The sequence below is a fragment of the Haloarcula sp. CBA1122 genome (assembly GCF_009741785.1).
GTDB classification, from domain to species: domain Archaea; phylum Halobacteriota; class Halobacteria; order Halobacteriales; family Haloarculaceae; genus Haloarcula; species Haloarcula hispanica.
Window position 1 is genome coordinate 19,456 of the sequence record NZ_WPCB01000033.1, and the last position, 17,536, is coordinate 36,991.

General features: G+C 64.5%; 21 protein-coding genes and 2 pseudogenes. 13 read left to right on the forward strand and 10 right to left on the reverse strand.

What is annotated here, in order from left to right; genetic code table 11:
* Positions 1-2 precede the first annotated feature (2 nt).
* The gene (locus GJ630_RS13280; protein ID WP_064287345.1) at positions 3-668 is read left to right on the forward strand and encodes a translation initiation factor IF-6; all 666 of its coding nucleotides are present in this window, start codon (positions 3-5) and stop codon (positions 666-668) included.
* Positions 669-692: 24 nt separating this feature from the next.
* Here GJ630_RS13280 and GJ630_RS19610 read toward each other — a convergent pair whose 3' ends face one another.
* A complete protein-coding gene (locus GJ630_RS19610; RefSeq protein WP_023843110.1) occupies positions 693-857 on the reverse strand; it encodes a hypothetical protein in 165 nt (54 codons plus the stop codon).
* 96 nt (positions 858-953) lie between these two features.
* Between GJ630_RS19610 and GJ630_RS19615 the strand changes: the two genes are divergently transcribed.
* The 6 genes from GJ630_RS19615 (at position 954) to GJ630_RS13305 (ending at position 4,584) form a co-directional block, all read left to right on the forward strand.
* The gene (locus GJ630_RS19615; protein ID WP_014039374.1) at positions 954-1,091 is read left to right on the forward strand and encodes a hypothetical protein; all 138 of its coding nucleotides are present in this window, start codon (positions 954-956) and stop codon (positions 1,089-1,091) included.
* A gap of 122 nt (positions 1,092-1,213) precedes the next feature.
* Positions 1,214-1,387 carry a 50S ribosomal protein L18Ae gene (gene rpl18a / locus GJ630_RS13285; RefSeq protein ID WP_004594032.1) on the forward strand — a complete coding sequence of 58 codons (174 nt, stop codon included), beginning with the start codon at positions 1,214-1,216 and terminating at the stop codon, positions 1,385-1,387.
* Positions 1,384-1,845 carry a prefoldin subunit alpha gene (gene pfdA, locus GJ630_RS13290; RefSeq protein WP_014039375.1) on the forward strand — a complete coding sequence of 154 codons (462 nt, stop codon included), beginning with the start codon at positions 1,384-1,386 and terminating at the stop codon, positions 1,843-1,845. Before rpl18a ends, pfdA begins: the two co-directional genes overlap by 4 nt.
* A 7-nt stretch (positions 1,846-1,852) precedes the next feature.
* The gene (gene ftsY, locus GJ630_RS13295) at positions 1,853-3,139 is read left to right on the forward strand and encodes a signal recognition particle-docking protein FtsY (RefSeq protein ID WP_050007681.1); all 1,287 of its coding nucleotides are present in this window, start codon (positions 1,853-1,855) and stop codon (positions 3,137-3,139) included.
* A gap of 309 nt (positions 3,140-3,448) precedes the next feature.
* Complete coding sequence (locus tag GJ630_RS13300; protein WP_079980820.1) at positions 3,449-3,688, forward strand: hypothetical protein; 240 nt, start codon at positions 3,449-3,451, stop codon at positions 3,686-3,688.
* 350 nt (positions 3,689-4,038) lie between these two features.
* Positions 4,039-4,584 (forward strand): hypothetical protein, encoded by a 546-nt coding sequence (locus GJ630_RS13305; RefSeq protein WP_044951645.1) that lies wholly within the window; start codon positions 4,039-4,041, stop codon positions 4,582-4,584.
* 51 nt (positions 4,585-4,635) lie between these two features.
* Here the strand turns inward: GJ630_RS13305 and GJ630_RS13310 are convergent, their stop codons facing one another.
* The 3 genes from GJ630_RS13310 to GJ630_RS13320 are packed head-to-tail and all read right to left on the reverse strand — an operon-like array spanning position 4,636 to position 6,673.
* Entirely contained in the window at positions 4,636-5,286 is a 651-nt protein-coding gene (locus GJ630_RS13310) for a bifunctional 4-hydroxy-2-oxoglutarate aldolase/2-dehydro-3-deoxy-phosphogluconate aldolase (protein WP_004964639.1), read from the reverse strand.
* A 55-nt stretch (positions 5,287-5,341) separates the two neighbouring features.
* A complete protein-coding gene (locus tag GJ630_RS13315; RefSeq protein ID WP_064287353.1) occupies positions 5,342-5,716 on the reverse strand; it encodes a cupin domain-containing protein in 375 nt (124 codons plus the stop codon).
* A gap of 48 nt (positions 5,717-5,764) precedes the next feature.
* Positions 5,765-6,673, reverse strand: coding sequence for an AEC family transporter (locus tag GJ630_RS13320; RefSeq protein WP_050038267.1), 909 nt, complete (start codon positions 6,671-6,673; stop codon positions 5,765-5,767).
* A gap of 262 nt (positions 6,674-6,935) precedes the next feature.
* Between GJ630_RS13320 and GJ630_RS13325 the strand changes: the two genes are divergently transcribed.
* Entirely contained in the window at positions 6,936-8,342 is a 1,407-nt protein-coding gene (locus tag GJ630_RS13325; protein ID WP_191450028.1) for a signal recognition particle protein Srp54, read from the forward strand.
* 109 nt (positions 8,343-8,451) lie between these two features.
* Positions 8,452-8,850, forward strand: a complete 399-nt coding sequence (locus GJ630_RS13330) for a universal stress protein (RefSeq protein WP_191450029.1) — start codon at positions 8,452-8,454, stop codon at positions 8,848-8,850.
* 8 nt (positions 8,851-8,858) lie between these two features.
* Here the strand turns inward: GJ630_RS13330 and GJ630_RS13335 are convergent, their stop codons facing one another.
* The 6 genes from GJ630_RS13335 to GJ630_RS13360 form a co-directional block, all read right to left on the reverse strand.
* Positions 8,859-9,542 carry a co-chaperone YbbN gene (locus GJ630_RS13335; protein ID WP_191450030.1) on the reverse strand — a complete coding sequence of 228 codons (684 nt, stop codon included), beginning with the start codon at positions 9,540-9,542 and terminating at the stop codon, positions 8,859-8,861.
* A complete protein-coding gene (locus GJ630_RS13340; protein WP_191450031.1) occupies positions 9,543-10,286 on the reverse strand; it encodes an ABC transporter ATP-binding protein in 744 nt (247 codons plus the stop codon). It lies immediately after the preceding gene.
* Positions 10,283-11,041, reverse strand: a complete 759-nt coding sequence (locus tag GJ630_RS13345; RefSeq protein ID WP_191450032.1) for an ABC transporter ATP-binding protein — start codon at positions 11,039-11,041, stop codon at positions 10,283-10,285. Before GJ630_RS13345 ends, GJ630_RS13340 begins: the two co-directional genes overlap by 4 nt.
* Positions 11,038-12,129, reverse strand: a complete 1,092-nt coding sequence (locus GJ630_RS13350; RefSeq protein ID WP_191450033.1) for a branched-chain amino acid ABC transporter permease — start codon at positions 12,127-12,129, stop codon at positions 11,038-11,040. Before GJ630_RS13350 ends, GJ630_RS13345 begins: the two co-directional genes overlap by 4 nt.
* Entirely contained in the window at positions 12,126-13,064 is a 939-nt protein-coding gene (locus GJ630_RS13355) for a branched-chain amino acid ABC transporter permease (protein ID WP_371727571.1), read from the reverse strand. Before GJ630_RS13355 ends, GJ630_RS13350 begins: the two co-directional genes overlap by 4 nt.
* Before the next feature lie 132 nt (positions 13,065-13,196).
* Positions 13,197-14,588, reverse strand: a complete 1,392-nt coding sequence (locus GJ630_RS13360) for a substrate-binding protein (RefSeq protein WP_014039389.1) — start codon at positions 14,586-14,588, stop codon at positions 13,197-13,199.
* 131 nt (positions 14,589-14,719) lie between these two features.
* On the opposite strand from GJ630_RS13360, the gene GJ630_RS13365 reads away from it, so the two are divergent.
* The 4 genes and pseudogenes from GJ630_RS13365 to GJ630_RS13380 all read left to right on the forward strand — a co-directional run.
* The gene (locus GJ630_RS13365) at positions 14,720-15,568 is read left to right on the forward strand and encodes a hypothetical protein (RefSeq protein WP_014039390.1); all 849 of its coding nucleotides are present in this window, start codon (positions 14,720-14,722) and stop codon (positions 15,566-15,568) included.
* A gap of 55 nt (positions 15,569-15,623) precedes the next feature.
* Positions 15,624-16,202, forward strand: a complete 579-nt coding sequence (locus GJ630_RS13370; RefSeq protein WP_014039391.1) for a magnesium transporter — start codon at positions 15,624-15,626, stop codon at positions 16,200-16,202.
* Between the two features lie 48 nt (positions 16,203-16,250).
* Positions 16,251-16,767: pseudogene (locus GJ630_RS13375) on the forward strand (magnesium transporter).
* 101 nt (positions 16,768-16,868) lie between these two features.
* A pseudogene (locus GJ630_RS13380) lies at positions 16,869-17,536 on the forward strand (nucleoside recognition protein); the annotation flags it as partial.

Below are 17,536 nucleotides of genomic sequence, written 5' to 3' on the forward strand. Positions count from 1 at the left end.
CGTTGCTCCGCGCGGCTTTCTCCGGGTCGTCGTACGTGGGTGTGTTCGCCCGTGCGACCGACGATTGCGTGCTGGTTCGCCCAGACTTAGACGAATCGCTGCTCGACGACCTGAGCGACGAACTTGATGTGCCGGCCGTGCCGACGACCGTCGGCCGCTCCGGGACCGTCGGCGCGCTCGCGACCGGCAACGAGAACGGGCTGGTCGTCTCCGAACGCGTCCGTGAGACCGAAATCGAACGGATTCAGGACGTCGTCGACGTGCCCATCACCAGAATGCCCGGCCGGATCAACGCCGCCGGCAACGTCGTCTGCTGTAACGACTACGGCGCGTACGTCCACCCCGACCTCTCTCGGGATGCCGTGCAAGCGGTCAAGGATGGGCTGGACGTACCCGTCGAACGCGGCGTCATCGCCGGTGTCACGACCGTCGGGACCGCCGCTGTCGCCACCAACAAGGGCGTGCTCTGTCATCCGAAGGCCACGGACGGCGAACTCGACGCCCTCGAGGACATCCTCGACGTGCCGGCCGACATCGGGACCATCAACTACGGTGGTCCGCTCGTCGGCTCCGGGTTGCTCGCCAACGACCACGGCTACGTCTGTGGCTCGGACACCTCCGGGCCGGAACTGGGCCGTATCGACGCGGCGCTCGGCTACATCGACTGACGCGGTTTTCATTCTGCTGCCCGCTCAGGACGGATGCTGGTGGCTGAGTTTTTCTGCCACCACGCTTGGAACGGGCAGTCCGCAGTCCCCACACGCCCAGGCCCGACTGGTTCCGCCCCGCTCCAGCGTCAGGTCCTGCCTGAATCGCAGGGCCGCACCGCACTCGCACTGGTAAGTCGTCTCGCTCATAGCTGGCTGTACGTATTGCCCCGGGAAATCCATCGGGGCCGGCAACCATGACAGCTCGTGTCAAAGAATAATATAGTGCGTCCCCAAACGTCACGTATGGTCCAGCGAACACCGCCCGCGGAAGACCAGAACCGCCTCGTCTGCCGGAAGTGTGACTACTCGACAGGTGTACTCCGCCCGTCCTGTCCCGAGTGTGGCGGCGATATGGTGTACGCCCCGGCGTCCGAGGAGTAGGCCCGTCGCTCGTTTTCCAGCCGTGTGGCCGTCGCAGTCGCTGGGTAGCGGCGGCTACTCTTGTGGATGGTGGGACGGACGGAAGGGGAAGATACTTCCCTGCCCTGCCCGCACCTGCGTGTATGAGCACGTACACTGTTCGCGGTAGTTTCCCGGCCCGAGACGGCCCACAGCAGTTCGAGAAGGAGGTCGACGCGCCAAACGAGAACGTCGCTGAGGAGCGCGTTTACAGCGACTTCGGCTCCCAGCACAACCTCAAGCGCACGCAGATCACAATCGAGGAGGTGGCAGCATGATGGGCGGTGGCGGCGGTGGCGGCGGCGGTCAGATGCAGCAGGTCGCACAGGAGATCGAGCAGATGGAGCAGGAAGTCGACGCTATCGACGAGGAAATCGAGCGCCTCCGCGACAAGCAGACTGACATCGACGAGGCAATCGAGGCCATCGAGACGCTTGACTCCGGCTCCACGGTGCAGGTCCCGCTCGGCGGCGACGCCTACATCCGCGCGACTATCGAGGACATCGACGAGGTCGTCGTCTCCCTCGGTGGCGGCTACTCCGCGGAGCGCGAGCAGGACGGCGCTGTCAGCACGCTGGAAACCAAGAAGGAGACGCTGGACGACCACATCAGCGACCTGCAGGAAGAGAAGGCCGAAGTCGAGACCGAGATGGAAGAGCTCGAACAGCAGGCCCAGCAGATGCAACAGCAGCAGATGCAGCAGATGATGCAACAGCAAGAGCAGGAAGACGAGTAAGGCCGCCATGTTCGACGGACTGAAGGACAAACTCAGCGGGTTCACGAGTGACGTCGAGGAGGACGTCGACGACGACGCACTCGAAGCGGAGGACGAACCGGACGCCGACGGGGCTGACGGGGAAGCAACTGCCGACCAGGCGGCCGACGCTGAGCCCGCAACGGACTCGCAGCCGTCCGAAGACGACACGCAGGCGGCTGCGGTCGAGAGCGACCAGCCACAGACTGGTTCTGAACCGCCGGCCGCTGACTCCGACGCGATAGACGAGCCAGCCACAGCGTCGTCTACGGCAGTCGAAGACACAGACGCGATCCAGGATGAAGTTTCCCAGTCTGACGACGCCACAGAGGTAGAGGACGACTCGGCATCCGACACCGATTCGGAGTCCGAAGAAGACGACGACGGCGGCCGCGGTCTCGCCGCGAAGGCGAAGCTCATGGCGACCGGGAAGACGGTTATCGAGGAGGAGGACTTACAGAGCCACCTCGACGACCTCGAACTGGCCCTGCTGTCGAGCGACGTGGAGATGAGCGTCGCCAACGAGATCCTCGACGGCGTCAAGGAGAACCTCACGGGTCAGACCCGCCGACGGCTCTCCAGCACGGGGAACCTCGTCCGGGACGCGCTCCGGGAGTCGCTGTACGACGTTATCAACGTCGGCCAGTTCGACTTCGACGAGCGCGTCCAGCAGGCAGACAAGCCGGTAACCATCGTGTTCACCGGGGTCAACGGCGTCGGCAAGACGACCTCGATAGCGAAACTCGCCCAGTACTTCGAGGACCGTGGACTCTCGACGGTGCTCGCCAACGGCGACACCTACCGCGCCGGAGCGAACGAGCAACTGGAGAAACACGCCGAGAACCTCGACAAGAAGATCATCACCCACGAACAGGGGTCGGACCCGACGGCGGTCGTCTACGACGCCGTCGAGTACGCCAAGGCCAACGACATCGACGTGGTGCTGGGCGATACGGCCGGCCGACTCCACACTTCCGACGACCTAATGGCCCAACTGGAGAAGATCGACCGCAACATCGACCCGGACATGACGCTGTTCGTGGACGAGGCGGTCGCAGGTCAGGACGCCGTCAACCGGGCGCGCGAGTTCAACGATGCGGCCGAGATCGACGGGGCGATTCTGACGAAAGCCGACGCCGACCCGCAGGGCGGCGCGGCCATCTCCGTCGCGCACGTCACCGGCAAGCCGATCCTCTTCCTGGGGACCGGCCAGGACTACGGCGACCTCGAACCGTTCGACCCCGAGGAAATCGTCGACAGCCTCATCGGCGAGTAGGCCTCGGACTTCGCGGTTACTTTTGCTGCTACCTGCGGCACATGAGCGGCCATTGTCGACCCTGTTTGTGTAGAACCCGGCGAGTTCGCGCTCTTCTGACGGGAACGCACCGCGTGCGATGCGGCAAATACTGCCACTCCATCGCAGGTGTGGTCGTTTTCGCCGACAGGGGCGCGTTGAAGTCGTTTGCTGTTCATGACTGGTCCACACAGTATCGTAGCGTGATACCAATGCAGACAATCGAACGACGCGACGTTTCCGGCGATGTGAGGAATGGGGCTGACAGTGGTCCGGCAGAGGGAGCCACCGATGTCTGATGGACGCTACTGCCGGCAGGTCGCGCCGGCTGATGTCGCACCCGAACTCATCGTGCTGTCGTCGGGTGACCGTGGTCTCCCTGTTGACGAGACACGGCTCGTAACTGACGGAGGCGGACCGATACCCGGTGTTCCAGACGACGGCGGCGACAATTACGGCTACGGGAGTTCCCGCGGGCATGGGGATGCTGCCCACTGCGTCCAGGTTATGACGTTGCTAAACGGCGACTGAGCGATTTTGACAGCTAAAACGGCTGTCTGACTAACAACGCAGGGCCTGATATCGTGACCCGGGGACGAAGATACCTATGCGCTCGATAACCGCTCGGGAACAGTACGGATAGTTGTAACTCGGGTCTCGAACCACACCGCAACAGGCCGATGTTCGGCTATCGAGGTGTAGAACCACCCGTGAACTGGCCGAAATACCGGACTCGAACCATTTATGATCTGAAACAGATCGTTTATGTTTGCTTTGCGAACCGGCCCACCTTCGGGTGTTGCTAAGCCGTTCTGTCGGCTCTCCGTCAGACGCTTAGCAGGTCATTCATAAACTGTCCGGCTTCTCTTCGGGCAAACGCTATGGGACGACCCACATCTCGACGGAACGTTATCAAAATCGCAGGCGGCGCACTCGTGGCGCTGGCTGGCTGTAGTGACACTGGCGGCAGCGGTACGGAGACTGGCGGTGGCGGCGGTGCCGAAGCTCCGGGCACATCTACGGCAGCAGAGACTGACGCGATGACGGAAGCCGGTACGGAATCGCAGACGGAAACTGAAGCCCAGACCGAAGAAGGAACCGGGATGGATACCGAGACGGAACTGGGCGAGAACGAAACCGATGCTCTCGGAAACGAGACGGAGATGTCGGATACTGAAACAGATCTGCCCGGCAATGAGACCGGAGTACCGGGGAACGAAACTGAAATGCCTGGCAACGGGACCGAGGCTCCAGGCAACCAAACAGGCGTGCCCGGTAACGAAACGGAAAGACCAGAGAACGAAACTGGGACGGCCGGAAACGAGACTGCGGTTCCGGGCAACGAAACTGACCTGCCCGGCAATGAGACTGGAACGGCTGGGAACGAGACAGGCAACGAGACGACCGAGAACGACACCGGAACGTAAGCCGCTGCCGCCGTGCCGGGCCTCGTTCTGCTCGGCCGGGTGAGATTGTTGCTACTCTCGGGCGGCCTCGACGGCGTCGACGAACGCCGCGGCCTGTTCGCGGACGCCGTCCATGTCGTCATTCTCGATTGCCTCGTAGTTGACCAGCGCCGAGCCCGCGCCGACAGCGACCGCGCCGGCATCAAAGAACTCGTCGACGTTGTCGGTCGAGACGCCGCCGGTCGGCATAATCGGGACGTCGCCGAGCGGACCCTGCAGCGCGCCGATGTGTGCCGGGCCGACCGTTTTCGCTGGGAACATCTTCAGGATGTCCGCGCCCGCCTCCATCGCGTCGGCGGCCTCCGTCGGCGTCATGACGCCGGGGATGGCGAGAACGCCCTCGCGATTGCACACGTCGATGACGTCCTCGTTGAGGTTCGGCGCGAGGACGAACTCCGCGCCGGCCTCGATGACGTTGCGGGCGGCGGCGGCGTCCATGACTGTACCGGCCCCGATGATGGCGTCGGTGTCGTCCAGAGCCTTGTCGACCGCGGCGATCATGTCCGAGCAGCGCTTCGCGTCGGCCGTCAGTTCCAGCGCCGTGACGCCGCCTTCGTGGACGGCTGTCGCCACGTCGACCATCTTTTCCTCGGGAATCCCGCGCAGGACTGCCGTGACACCGCTGTCGACCAGTTCCTGTTGTACCGCCTGTTTGCTCGTCATGGGCGCAACTGTGATGGGGTGGCTGAAAAGCGTGTCTGAACCGCCGAGTCCCTCGCTACGTGTCGGGGTCGTACGGCAGCGCGATGTCGGTCGGCGGCGCGCCGACGCCGAGGACCGTGACTGGCTCGTCGGCGTCGGCGGGGTTGTGCGCGCGGTGTGGGCTCTCCGGCTCGGCGACGAACACCTCGTCGGCGGCGACCACGAACTCCCCGTCGGGCGTTTCGACGTGAAGCGTGCCCTTGAGCACGTAGAATAGTTCCTCGCGCGTCTCGTGGTAGTGGTAGGCCCGCGAGAGGTCTTCGCCGGGTGCCATCTCGTAGGTGGCCGCGTGGAGCGCGTGGAGTTCGGCGGCGTCGGAGACGCCGCGCCGGTCACAGGGGTAGTCCGCAGTTTCCGACAGGTCCTCGGGGTTGATCTGGTGATAGCCCATATCGTCGGTGGGGGCGTCGGCGGGCAAAAGCGTGACCACGGCAGGGCGTCAGGCGAACAGCCAGATCAGCACGGAGAGCGTTCCGATTGAGACCACTGTCGAGGTGAAGACGTTCAGCGAGGCGAACGCGGCGTCGCCGCCGAGTTCCGTCGTGTAGACGTACGTCGACACCGCTGTCGGGGTGCCGAGCATCACGACCGCTGCGCCCAGCGCCGTCGCGTCCATCGCTAGCGAGGAGTACACCAGCCACGCCAGCGCCGGCATCCACAGCACCTTCAGCCCGACGACGCTGACGGTCTTCTGCAGGTCCGCCACCGGGAGGTCCGTGTCGAGCGTCGCACCGATACACAGCAGGGCGACCGGGAGCGCCAGTTTGGCCGGCGGACCGAGCGCACCGACGAGTGGCTCCGGAACGGACAGCGACAGGACCGAGGCCGTGATGCCGGCCGCCAGCGCGATGAGCACCGGGTTCGTCACGAGTTTCCTGCACTCGCCCAGCAGCGAGGCGTCGCTGCCGTTGATGCGGACCAGCAGGAACACCGTCACCGGGACGTGGGTCACCGCGCCGATACCGAGGATGACGCTGGCGACGGCCGTCGCTTCGCTGCCCATCGTCGCTGCCACGAGCGGCAGCCCGAGAAACCCCATGTTGCTGTGATACGACTGGACGACGGAGACGCTGCGGCGGTCGGGGGATTCCAGCCGCCGGTGGACGAGCCAGCCCAGCGTTATCGTCAGCGCGATGACGGCCCAGAAGCCCCCGAGCAACGCCGGCGAGATAATCTCCCGTAGCGGGCGGTTGTACGTGGACCGGAATATGAGCGCCGGCAGGGCGACAGTAAAGACGAGTGTGGTGAGGATATCCGTCCGCCGGTCGGTCAACAGCCCGAAGTGGCCGGCGGCGACGCCGGCCGAAAGAAAGGCGACCATGAATCCGAGCTGCCCGAGAACGCCCATATTGTCGACCAGTCGGTTCGACCTCTTCACCCTTTCGCCACCGGTAGACGTGGAATTAATCATGCAGATGCTGTCGCACACAGATAACACGTCTCGCCCGAAGATGGCCGGAAACGTGAGATGGACCTGCCGGTCGGCCTCGCTCCGATAGCAATGAGCGAATCAGCCTCAGCCGAACGGATACGGCAGTCATCCCAGCGGTTAGCGGGCGACAGCATGACAACAAGCCTTTACCCGCGCCGTCGCGTATCTCGCGCTAACAATGGTACTCGACGATCTTGGGAGTTCGCTCCGGGGGACACTTGATGACCTCCGGGGGAAGTCCCGGCTCTCCGAGGAGGACATTGAGGACATCGTCAAGGAGATTCAGCGGTCGCTGTTGCAGGCCGACGTGGACGTCGGGCTCGTACAGGACCTCTCTGACAGCATCGAGACGCGCGCGCTGGAGGAGGAACCGCCGGCGGGGACGACCCCACGCGATTGGGTCCTTCGGATCGTCTACGAGGAACTGGTCGACCTCGTCGGCGAGTCGACTGAACTGCCGCTGGAAGAGCAGACCATCATGCTCGCCGGCCTGTACGGGTCGGGGAAGACGACGACGGCCGCGAAGATGGCGTGGTGGTTCTCGACGAAAGGGCTCCGGCCGGCTATCATCCAGACCGACACGGACCGGCCCGGCGCGTACGACCAGTCCAAGGAGATGGCCGAGCGCGCCGAGGTCGACTTCTACGGCGACCCCGACGAGGACGACCCCGTGAAGATTGCCCGCGACGGGCTGGAAGCGACGGCGAACGCGGACGTTCGCATCGTGGACACGGCGGGCCGTGACGGCCTGAACGAGGAGCTTATCGAACAGATCGAGCGCATCGAGCAGGAGGTCCAGCCCGACCGGGACCTGCTCGTGCTGGACGCGGCGATGGGCCAGAGCGCCAAGAGCCAGGCCGCCGACTTCGAGGCGGCCATCGGCATCGACGGCGTCGTCATCACGAAGCTCGACGGGACGGCGAAAGGTGGGGGCGCGCTCGCCGCGGTCAACGAGACCGACTCCACCATCGCCTTCCTCGGTTCCGGGGAGACGGTCAAGGACATCGAGCGCTTCGAGCCGTCGGGATTCATCTCCCGCCTGCTCGGGATGGGCGACCTCAAACAGCTCACCGAGCGTGTCGAGCGCGCGATGGAGGAAACCCAGGAAGGCGACGAGGAGGACTGGGACCCCGAAGACATGCTGGAGGGACAGTTCACCCTCAAGGACATGCGCAAGCAGATGCAGACGATGAACAACATGGGGCCGCTGGACCAGGTGATGGACATGATTCCCGGGCTGGGCGGCGGGCTGATGGACCAGCTCCCGGACGACGCGATGGACGTGACTCAGGAGCGAATGCGGGACTTCGACGTTATCATGGACTCGATGACCGAGGAGGAACTGGAGAACCCCCGCGTCGTCGGCCAGTCCCGGACCGAACGCATCTGTCGCGGCTCGGGCAAGCCCGAGGAGCGGGTGCGTGAACTCCTCCAGCAGCACAAGCAGATGGAGCAGATGCTCAAGCAGTTCCAGGGCATGGGCGACGGCGACATGGAGCGGATGATGAAACAGATGCAACAGGGCGGTGGCGGCGGTGGCATGGGTGGTATGGGCGGCGGCGGTATGGGGCCGTTCGGCGACTGACGCCGCTGCGTCTATCTGCGGGATGCGATATCCGACGCTATTTTTGATAATCTATGTTCGAAATCCGGGCCAGAACTAAGGGTTGGCCCGTCCTACGACTGAAGCGAGCATGTACGAAATTGTCGCTGGGATAGACAAAAGTGAGGCTCGTGGGACCGCCATCGCGAAAGCGATAACCGAAGTTCCGATGGACGCCAGCCAGGTCCGCGTCACGCTGCTACACGACTTCGAGGAGAACCCCGAAGGCGCGTCCGTCGACCAGGTGGCATCCGTGCGCCGGGCCCGGGAAGTCCTTGAGGAGGCAGGCGTCGAGGTGGCGCTGGAAGAGTCAAGTGGCGAACCGGCCGACGCAATCCTCCGCCTGGCTGACGAGCAGGACGCCGACATGATTGTCGTCGCCGGACGCAAGCGGACGCCGACGGGCAAGGTGCTGTTCGGCAGTGTCACACAGAGCGTGATTCTCGGCACGGACCGCTCCGTGCTGGTCTGTAGCGGCGAAGAGGAGTAACGCCGCAGTCAGACGCCGTACACTTCTTCGACCCGTTCGGCGAGCGGTGCCGGGTCCGTCCGGCCGGTAATCCGCTCGACGGGCTCGCCGTCCTCGAACAGCACGACGGCGGGGGCCGCGTTGACACCGACTGACTGACAGAACTCCGGGGACCGCTCGCCGGCGAGGCCACCGACTGGCACGCCCTCGGGGAACGCGGCCAGCACGTCGTCTAACTCCGCTTTCATCGCTTCGCAGGGCTCACAGAACAGTTTCCACACGGTGACGACACACCGGTCGTGGGCGTCGACGAAGGCCTCGTAGCTGTCGTCGTCGAGATGTTCGACCGCGTCGGGGACCGGCGTCTCCGGTCCCAGTTCGGTCGCCATCTGTGCCATCGTCGTCAGTTCCACGGTGGTGTAGGAGCCGTCGACGTTCGACCGCAGGGTCAGGAACGTGGCGAACTCCTCGCGCGACACGTCGAGTTCGTCGACGCGCTCGGCTGCTTCAGCGGCCGAATCGAGGCCGAACACGTCGGCGACGGACTCGTGGAACTCCGTGTCGCCCATCGTGACGTAGGTGTCGTAGTACACCCCGCGGTCGGCCTCGAACGCTTCCGTTGTGCTGACTTCGTCCGTCTCCTCGTCGATGACCACGACACCTTCCGATTGCAGTGCGTCGAGCAACGCTTCGGCGGATTGTGTGTCCGACATTCAGACACCCAGGTACTTGTCGCGGGTCTCTTGGTCGTTCTGCAGTTCCTCGGCGGCCCCCTCGAAGACCACCTGACCGCGGTCCAGCACGTAACACCGGTCGGCGATTTTCATCGCCGCTACAGCGTTTTGCTCGACCAGCAGTATCGTCGTGCCGTCCTCGCTGATGCGTTCGATGGCGTTCTCGACGGACTCGATAATCTGCGGTGCCAGCCCCTCGTATGGCTCATCGAGCATCAACAGGTCGGTACTCTGGTGGAGCGCGCGGGCGATGGCGAGCATCTGCTGTTCGCCCCCCGAAAGCGTGCCGGCCTTCTGGGAGCGTCGCTCGTCGAGCCGCGGGAAGTACTCGTATATCTCGTCGGTTGACATCCCCTCGTCTCGAAAATCGAGCTTTCGTCGCCAGGTGTTCGACTTGTTGCGGACGGTGTCCGCGAGGTGGAGGTTCTCGGCGACGGTGAGGTCGGTGAACACGCGCCGTTCCTCCGGCACCAGCGAGATGCCGCGGACGGCGATGTCCTCCGGCGGCTCGTTGGTGATGTCCGTTCCGTCGAACTGGATTGTGCCGCTCCGGACGTCGGGCGGCGTCGCCCCGGAGATACACCGGAGCGTCGAGGTCTTGCCCGCGCCGTTGCGGCCCAGCAGGGCCGTGATTTCGCCGTCGTCGACGTTCATCGACACGTCCTGGATGATGTGGCTCTCGCCGTAGTAGCCGTTGATGTTGTCCACGTCGAGCATCGTCATTCCTCGACACCTCCCAGATACGCTTCCTGTACCGCGGGGTCGTTCTGTACCTCTGTCGGCGTCCCTTCCGCGATAACCGACCCGCGGTTGAGGACGACGATGCGGTCGGAGATGTCGAAGACGATCTCCATGTCGTGTTCGACCAGCAGGAACGTCAGGTCGAGTTCCTCCTTGACTCGCTTGATAAGGTCGACGGTCGATTTCGTCTCCTCGGGGCTCATCCCGGCGGTCGGCTCGTCCATCAGCAGCATGTCCGGCTCGGCAGCCAGCGCGATACCGAGTTCGAGCCGGCGCTTGTTCCCGTAGTCGAGGCTGTCGGCCTCGCTTTCTCGCTCGTCGTACAGGCCGACCGACTCGAGTACCTCGTCCGCCAGCTCATCGACGTCCGGGTAGCTGTTCTGGTGCCGGAAGAAGTTGAACCGGAACGAGCCGTGCTCGGCCGCCAGCGCCGCGATGGTCGCGTTCTCCTTGACAGTCAGTTCGGGGAAGATAGAGGCTGTCTGGAAGGACTTGCTCATCCCCCGCTGGACGACTTCGTGTGGGTCCATCCCGATGATGGACTCACCCTGGAAGGCGATTTCGCCGTAGCTCGGTTCGAGCCGTCTGGTGACGAGGTTGATGAACGTCGATTTCCCCGCGCCGTTGGGGCCGATGAGGCTCACGCCTTCGCCCTGCTCTACCGCCAGGTTCACCTCGTCGACAGCCGTGAGGCCGCCGAACTGCTTGGTGAGTCGTTCGGTTTCGAGAACCGTCATTCCTCGTCACCTCCGACGACCATGTCGCGGACGTAGTCGATACCGCCCCAGATACCGTTCGGGAACAGGACGACGGCGACGACGAACACAACACCGAGGATGAGGTGCCAGAACGGGCCGAGCGTCTCGAACCCGCTGACGATGTTTTCGATGTACAGGTACAGCCCGGCGCCGAACAGCGGCCCGAACAGCGAGCCGACTCCGCCGAGCACGGTCATGATGACGATGCGCCCGGACTCGGTCCAGTACAGCGACTGCAGGGGCACGTAGTTCCCCTCGATGGTGAACAGGCTCCCGGCGATGCCGGCGAAGGCCGCCGAGATGATGAACGCCATCAGCTTGTACCGCCAGACGTCTAGCCCGACGAACTCAGCCCGTCGCTCGTTCTCGCGAATCGCGCGGAACACGGTCCCATACGGCGAGTGCAGGATGCGATTCGCCATCGCGACTGACAGCACCGTCATGACGGCGACGAACACGTACAGCATGTTGTCGACAAGCATCGTCAGTGGGAACGGCACCCCGCCGTGGATGTCGATGACGCCCAGCAGGTGACCGATATCCACGGAGGTGAACCCGTTCTCACCGTTCGTGAGGAAGGCCAGCGGCGACGCCGCCAGATAGAAGGACATCTGGCCGAACGTCAGCGTCAGGATAGCGAAGTAAATCCCGCCGCGGCGCAGCGACAGGAAACCGACAATCCACGCCATCAACACTGCAAACACCGTGCCGGCGAGCAGCACCAGCAGCGGCGAGCTACTGACGCTCGCGCTGAAGATACCAGCGGCGTAGGCCGCGCCGCCGAAGAAGACGGCGTGGCCGAACGACAGCAGGCCGGTGTACCCCAGCAGGATGTCGAACCCGACGGCGAAGATGCCGTAGATGAGCATCAGCGTCGCCAGTTGGGTGTAGCCGTCGAGGAAGTTGTTGAAGAGGAACGGGAAGACGGCCACGCCCACGACCGTGAGCAACACCGTCGATATCTCCCGGTCGCGGAAGCTGGCCCACCGGTCGGCGAGGCCGCCGGTGACCTCCGTATCCGCATCGGCCGCCGCCGTGGCAGTCGCGTCGCGCGGTTCGTCACTCATGAGACATCCACCTCCGAGCCAAGCAGCCCCTGCGGACGCACCAGCAGGACCAGCGCCGCGAGCGCGTAGATGCCGACCTGGCTCCAGGCGGCGTAGCCGGTCTGGATGAGGAGCACCTGTAGCGTCCCGAGCATCAGTCCGGCCACGACAGCCCCTTCGATTTTCCCGACGCCGCCGATGACGACGGTCAGGAACGCCGGCACTAACTGTTCAGTGCCGATGTTGGGGTTGACGTTGGCGAGCGGACCGCCGACGACGCCGGCCACGCCGGCGAGCGCGGCACCGATGCCGAAGACAACGAGGTACGGTCTGCTCAGTCTGATACCCAGCAGGCGAACCATCTCGTCGTCGAGGGTACCGGCCTGAACGATGAGGCCGAAGTCAGTGTACTCGACGAGGGCGTACACGCCCAGAACGAGGACTGCCGTAATCGCGATGACGCCGAGTCGCCAGCGCGGGAAGTTCCCGACGACAGGCAGCGCGATGGGACCGGATGCCCACGAGGGCTGTGGGAACGGCTGGCTGTTCCCGCCGAGCATCGCTCTGAGCAGTTCCTGGACGATGATTGCGAGTCCGAACGTGACGAGAATCTGGTCGGTGTCGGGGCGGTCGTAGAACGCCTGTGCAAGGAAGCGCTCCATCAGGAGGCCGATAACGAACACGACAATCGGCACGATGACCAGTGCAGCAATGAATCCCAGTCCGATGCCGTATGACTGGATGCCCCATTCTACCAGTTGGCCGTCATTCAATGGAACACTTCCAGTTATGAACAGCCCCAGATACGCACCGACGAGGTACAGTGCCCCGTGCGCGAAGTTAACGAATTTTAGCGTCCCGAGGATAATCGACAGTCCGACCGCGAGCAGGACGTAAATCGCGCCCTGTTGCAACCCATTCAATAAGATGGTGAGGATGTCCGCGAGTAGCGTCACGCCGGATCCCCCCCACCGCACTCTTCTCGTACTCTCTGCGTATTCCTAATCATGCTAGTTTTTGTGTATCAAGTAAGGCAACCTCATGCACTATAAATCATGAGGGGTACGGTCCCCTGCCCGGATTCTGCCCTATTCGTCGCCGTACTCGCCGAGTTCACACTCCGCGGCCGGTCCGGAATCGCACCCGTATCCGACGTCGTCTCGGGACGTGATCTCGACAATCTCGATGAAGTTCCCGTCGCCTTGCTCGCTCTCCGGCAGCCCTTGTGCGACCGGAATGTCACGCTGGGCCTGGTGGTCGCAGGCACGCATCGTCTCCTGACCCATGCCGATGTTGCTGTACTCGTAGTCCTCCAGTTGGCGGATGACCTCCGGCGGGTAGAACGTGCCCGCTCGTTCGGCGGCGGCCGCGTACTGGAGCGTCTGGGCGTAGGCGAGCTGGGCCGGACCGGACGGGACGCGGTCGTACTCGTCCTGGAAGGCCTGCGTGAACGCGTTCGACGCCTCGTTGTCGATCTGGGAGTCCCAGGCGATCGTTCCGTAGATGCCTTCGATGGAGCCACCGGCGGCCTGTGCCATCGGGCGGTTGTACAGCGGGACGACGAGTTCCATGTCCTCGTCGATACCGGCATCGACGGCCTGCGAGACGGAGTTCGCGCCGTCCAGCCCGTAGTGGTTCAGGACGAGCACGTCCGCGCCGCTGTTTGCGGCCTCCGAGAGATACGAGGAGAAGTCGCTGGTCCCGAGCGGCGTCGGCACGCTGTCGACCTCTTCCCAGCCGATCTCCGAGAGGAACTGGTTCATCGAGTCCTGTTGGGTCTGGCCCCAGGAGTAGTCGGCGTACAGCTGGTAGAACTCGTTGTCCGAGCCGTACTCGCTTTCAAGCACCGGCGCGAGTGCCTGCCCGGTCATGTACGCGTTGAACATCTCTCGGAACCCGTACCGGGCGCAGTCTTTGCCGGTCGTGTCGTTCGAGTGCGTCAGACAGGCCATGAACATGACGTTCTGCGACTGACAGAGGCCCTGCACGGCGATGGCCACTGCGCTGGAAGAGCCGCCCGAGATCATCACCACGTCGTCCCGGTTTATCATCCGCGAGGCGGCCTGTCGAGCGGTATCGGCGTCGGTCGCCGTGTCGCCGTTCACCGAATCGACCGTGTACCCGAGGACGCCGTCGCCGCTGAGGTCCTCGAAGCTGTCCACCCAGCCACCCCCGTTGTTGAGGTGCTTCTGGGCGAGTTCGTACGCCCGTAGTTCGTCCTGGCCCTCTGAGGAGTAGGGCCCGGACTGTGGAACGTTGAACCCGAACGTGACCGTGTCGCCCTCGACCGGGAAGTTCCCGAGCGACGGGTAGTCGTCGCCACCGTCGCCGCCACCGTCGCCACCATCGCCGCCATCGCCGCCACCATCGCCACCGTCGCCACCGGAACAACCGGCCAGTCCCGTCAGCCCCGCCACACCTGCAACGCCCGTACTCTTCAGCAACTGTCGTCGGTTGACCGTACTGCCATTAGTTGGCATGTTCCATACGGTGGTTCAATCTATCATAATAGTTTCGGTAGGTTAACCAACGGTTTCACATCCATGCACTGACAGATATCGGCTAAATGGCGATCCGTAGACTTATTCCGATCTGGTTGGTTTGCTAGAGCATGGCGAGGAATCTGCGTCGGCAGTTACTCGTCTTCATCGTCGTCGTTACCGCGGGCTGTGGGGGGTTCGGGTTCAGCGGCGGCGACGACTCGGCGACGCCGGTGACGCCCGCCCCGGTGCCGACCGACTCCGCGACCACGTATCCGGCCGGCGTCGGGGCGACGGGCGTCACCAGCCCATCTCTGCTCGGTTCCGCACACGGTGACCGTCTCAACGGAACCGGGTACACGCTGACGATGAACCGGACCGTCAGATATGCAAACGGGTCGTTGCGATCCCACCTCCGAGTCCAGGTCGTGCTGGACGCGAACCGGACACACCTCGCCAACGTCACTGTCCGCGGCCCTGCCGCCCCGGTGCTCCTCGGTCGGCCGCCGGCGACCGCGTCGTTCTGGTCCGACGGCGATACGTATCTCCGCCGACTCGTGCGCGACAACCAGACGATCTACAACGAGTACGACCCGCCGGACAGCTACGCCGGAACGTGGCGGTACTGGGTTCACGCCGCCGCGTTGAACGGCCGTCCGGCCGCCGACGTCACTCGGACCGTTGCCCCGTTCCACACCCGGACCTTGCAGCCCCAGCAGTCAGACGGGACCACCTACGTCATCAGAGGGGACCGGCTACGGGAGAACACCTCGTCGACAGCGTGGGCGTCCCGGGAGAACGCGACGCTCGTCGCCCACGTCACGCAGTCGGGCCTTGTCCGGCACTACCGGACCGAGTATACGACGCTCACGGACGGCGACGAACCAGTCACTGTAACCAGAACTGTCAGGTTTACCGCGGTCGGCAACACGACGGTCGGACCGCCGCCGTGGCGTGACAGGGCGCAGTCGACCGGTTGAGGGCGCGCCAGCGCTATCAGGGGGCTTTTTTTCGCTCGCCGCCCTTCGCCCTGCAATGACTGTCCGCGAGGTGGCACTCGAAGCCTACCGGGAATCGCTCCCGGTGCTGGCACTCAGTGCGGTCGGTGGCCTCTTCGCGGGCGTCGTCCTCGGCGGTATGGACGCGGAGCTACAGGACGTCGCCGGGCTGCTCGTGCTCGTGCCGGCGCTGCTCGCCACTCGGGGGAACGTCTACGGCTCGCTCGGCGCACGCCTGGGGTCGGCACTCCATCAGGGGCTTATCGACCCTCGGTTTTCCTTCGACGACGACCGCATCAACGCCGCCGTCGCGGCGGCACTGGCAAACGGCGTGCTCATCAGCGGCGTCGCTGCGGTGATGGCTGTCGCCCTGCTCGCGCTGGTCGGTCGACCGTCGGCCCCGCTCACGACCCTCGTCGCCATCGCGCTCATCGCGGGCTTCGTCTCCGGACTGCTGTTGACCATCGCCGTCGTCTCGGTCGTGTTCGTCGGTTACCGCCACGGACTCAATCCCGACACGCTGGCCGGCCCGGTCGTGACGACGACGGGCGATGTGGTCGGTATCGCGACGCTGCTGGGCGCGACCCGCCTCGTCCTCGCACTGGGGGGTGGCTGAGTGGCGGAGTTCGCGTCCCAGTGGTCGGTTTCAGGTATCGTCCGGACGATGTTCCCCATCCTTGTCGTGCTCACTGCTATCGAACTCGGGAGCGGCCTCGTGCTCGATACCTTCGAGGGAACGCTGCTGCAGTACCCGTCGTTGCTCGTGCTCGTCCCGGTGACCATCGGGATGGCGGGCAACCTCGGCAGCATCCTCGCGGCGCGGTTTTCGACGGCGTTTCACCTCGGCCTCCTGTCGTTCGCGGCGACTGACGACCGGCTCGCCGGCAACGCAATCGCCACCGTTGCCCTCGCGGTGACGCTGTTCCCGCTCGTCGGTGCCGGTGCGTGGCTCCTCCAGGCCGTCATCGGCGGCACTGCGCTCCCGCTCCGGACGGTCGTTTTGGTCGCGCTCGTCAGCGGGAGTCTGCTGGCGGTGCTTGCTATCGTCTGACGACGGTGACGCCTACGCCGCCTACCGGTTCGAACTGGACCCCGACGACGTGGTCATCCCCGTCGTCACGAACGTCTGTGACGTGCTGGGCGTGGTAGTGCTGTTCGGTGCTGTCCGCGTGCTCGTGTGATTTGGTGAAGTGGCTGTGCTAAGCCACAGACGCGATTGCTCGCTCGACGCGATTCTGTCGCTACCGATGGGCATTTGCCGGCCAGACTCCTACTTTCGGGCGTGCAGTCGCTCGTCGCCGCGGTACTTGGCCATCCGGTCGTCGGTGTCCTCGGAGAGGTCGCTATCAGGGTCCTCCGCATCACGCTCTTCCTCTCCTTTGGCGTGTTCCTCGCGGAACTGGCGGTCGCGTTCGGCTTGGTCGAGAAAATCGCCGTCGTCTCGCGCTATCTCACGTCGCCGGCGAACCTCCCGGACGAGGTCGGCACCGCTATCCTGACGACGACGGCGTCGACGACCGCCGGCTACGGGATGCTCGCCGACTTCCGCGAGTCGGGCGTGCTGTCCGACCGTGCGACGATAATCGCCGTCACCATCAACACGTTCTTCGGCTTCGCCCAGCACATCATCACGTTCTACGCCCCGATACTCATCCCGATTCTTGGCTTTCGGGTCGGGGTGCTGTACGTCGCCACGCGGGGGCTCATCGCGCTGGCGATTACGCTGACCGGCATCGCCGCCGGCGCGGTCCTGCTGGACGCGTCCAACGTCGGCCGGTCGGCCGCCGGTGCCGGCCCAGCCCCCCGACGGCGGGACGGCCGAGACGCGGGGCGACGTGTTCGACGAGCGTCCGGAGAGCCGCCGGGCGGCCGTCAGGACGGCGTTCGACGCGACAGCCGAGAAGGTCCGCGATATCCTGCCGCGGCTGGCGGCCATCTACGCTGTCGTCT